The sequence below is a fragment of the Nocardia sp. NPDC058497 genome (genome assembly GCF_042720195.1).
Taxonomy (GTDB): Bacteria; Actinomycetota; Actinomycetes; order Mycobacteriales; family Mycobacteriaceae; genus Nocardia.
The window spans coordinates 1-2,024 of the sequence record NZ_JBHXMY010000821.1 but is presented as its reverse complement, the minus strand read 5'-3'; the positions used below and the strand labels follow the sequence as shown (position 1 = coordinate 2,024).

3 protein-coding genes are annotated in these 2,024 nt (G+C 66.5%); all 3 read right to left on the bottom strand.

The window, feature by feature from the left end:
* A partial coding sequence (locus tag ACFWPJ_RS31375; RefSeq protein WP_378856921.1) for an esterase/lipase family protein occupies positions 1-473 on the bottom strand: 473 nt, incomplete at its 3' end.
* Between the two features lie 81 nt (positions 474-554).
* The gene (locus ACFWPJ_RS31370) at positions 555-1,151 is read right to left on the bottom strand and encodes a DUF1772 domain-containing protein (RefSeq protein ID WP_378856919.1); all 597 of its coding nucleotides are present in this window, start codon (positions 1,149-1,151) and stop codon (positions 555-557) included.
* A 122-nt stretch (positions 1,152-1,273) separates the two neighbouring features.
* Positions 1,274-1,888, bottom strand: a complete 615-nt coding sequence (locus tag ACFWPJ_RS31365) for an FHA domain-containing protein (RefSeq protein WP_378856917.1) — start codon at positions 1,886-1,888, stop codon at positions 1,274-1,276.
* Between the last annotated feature and the right edge of the window lie 136 nt (positions 1,889-2,024).

The window sequence follows — 2,024 nt, the reverse complement described above, 5'->3', positions numbered from 1 at the left end:
ATGTAGTAGTAGCCGACGATGTTGCCCTGGGAATGGGCGACGAAGTCGACCCGCGCCGCTCCGGTGTTCGCGAGCACCCGGTCGACGAAGGCCGACACCTCGGCCGCGCTCTGCTCGATCGGACGCATCCCGCCGATCGCCGAGATCGGCCACGGCAGGGCGTAAGCGCCGTAGGTGAGCGAGAAGACGCAGTAGCCCTCGTTGGCCAGCAGCGGGGCGTACACGCCCCAATTCGTCTGTGCGCCACCGCCGGTGCCGTGCAGCAGCACCACGGGATTCGGATGCTCGGCCGAGGGGACACAGCCGGGATCGTTCGAACCGGGGAGCGATCCGCCCGGGTTGGTCAGCTCCGGTGCGATCCCGCCGAAGAAGTTGTAGTCGACCGGATACTCGGCGGCGGCGTTGCCTGCGGTCGCCCAGGTCAGCAGGGCGGCAGCGGCCACTACCAGCAACGATCTCGAACTACGTCGCATGAAACAGCTCCTCACTAGAACGTGTTCCACTCATCATGGAACACGTTCCAGTGATCGCGTGACCCTATTGGCAGATCGCCATCAGCGCTGGAACGGCGCCGCGGCGAACCCGCCCGCCATGGGCGCCGCCACCGTCTGCGAAACCTGCTGTCCGGCAACCACACCCGCGGCACTCGACTTGCCCTGCTGCACACCGGCCGCGAACAGCGCGCCGCACAGCACCAGGAACGCCGCCGTGTGCAGCACCGCGCGCAGGATGTTCCAGCGCACCCAGGCCGCCTCGTAGTCGGCGCGCACGGCCGCGGTGTCGATGATGGCCGCCGGGTCGCCCGCCGCGTCGAGCGCGTCGTTGAGCGGCACGTTCAGTGCCACCGTGACGGCGAAGGCGATCACGTTGAGCGCCACGGCGATTCCGAGCCAGATCAGCGTCGTGCGGTGTTCGGAGCCCAGGCTCAGCACCGCAGCGAGCGCGGTGAACCCGACCGTGCCGAGGAAGCCGAGCATGAACCACGGGTTGATGATCACCACGTTGACCTTCTGCATGACATCGATCAACGTGCGATCGCCGGTCCGCGCCAGTGCGGGCATCACCGAGATCGCGTAGGCGTAGAACACGCCGGCGATCAGCCCGGTGCTGAGCACGGCCATAACCATCGCGGCCATCCGAACTGCGAACATGAGATGTCTCCTGACTCGTCTTCCGGAGCTCGATCCCTGTGCTCCGGTGATACGACTCAGTCAACCGTGTAACGCGTGCCGCGGACATGGTTCAGACGCTCACGCACCTGCGCGAGCGTCGCTCACAGGTCGTGGTCGGAGATCATCCCGCTCTGCATGGCCAGCGCGGCCAGCCGGGTGCGCTTCTGGTTCTGCGGCAGGTTCTCCACCCCGAACTTCGCGAACAGGGCGCGCAGATGGGTCTTGATCGCGTCGATGGAGAGGAACAATTCCTCGGCGATCTGCTGGTTCGAGGCCGGTGTCGCGAAGCCGGTGCCGTGCTTGTACGGGCGACACAGGGCGATCAGCACCGCACGCTGGGTCTCGGTGAGCGAGCGCATGGTGGGAATCGAGCCCGAGGCGGTATGCGTCGCGTCGTCGACGACCCCGCCGAAATCGAAGAAATGGACCAGCGTGGTGCCGACGCGGATGCGGTCGCCGGGGCTGAGCCTGCGCCTGCCGATCAGGCGCTCGCCGTTGACGAAGGTGCCGTTGCGGGAGAGGCCGTCGTCGACGATGGTCCAGTGCGCGCCGAGGTGTTCGACGGCGGCGTGCAGGCGTGAGACCTCGGCGTCCCAACCTAGGACGAGGTCAGCCTGCACATTGCGGCCGATAGTGAAACGCTGCTGCGAAGGCTCGAGCGGCAGCTCATGCTGTCGTCCCGTGTCATCGGTATACCGAAGAAACGAACTAGCCATTCCGGTCACTGCGCTGTCCCGCCTCTCCGCGATTCAGGCCAGACTTGTGCGCGTGGGCTGAAACGTCGGCGGGCGGTGGTGGAGGGCGTGGCCAGTTCGCCCGTACCCGGTGAGTTACCCATGTACTCGCCAGATC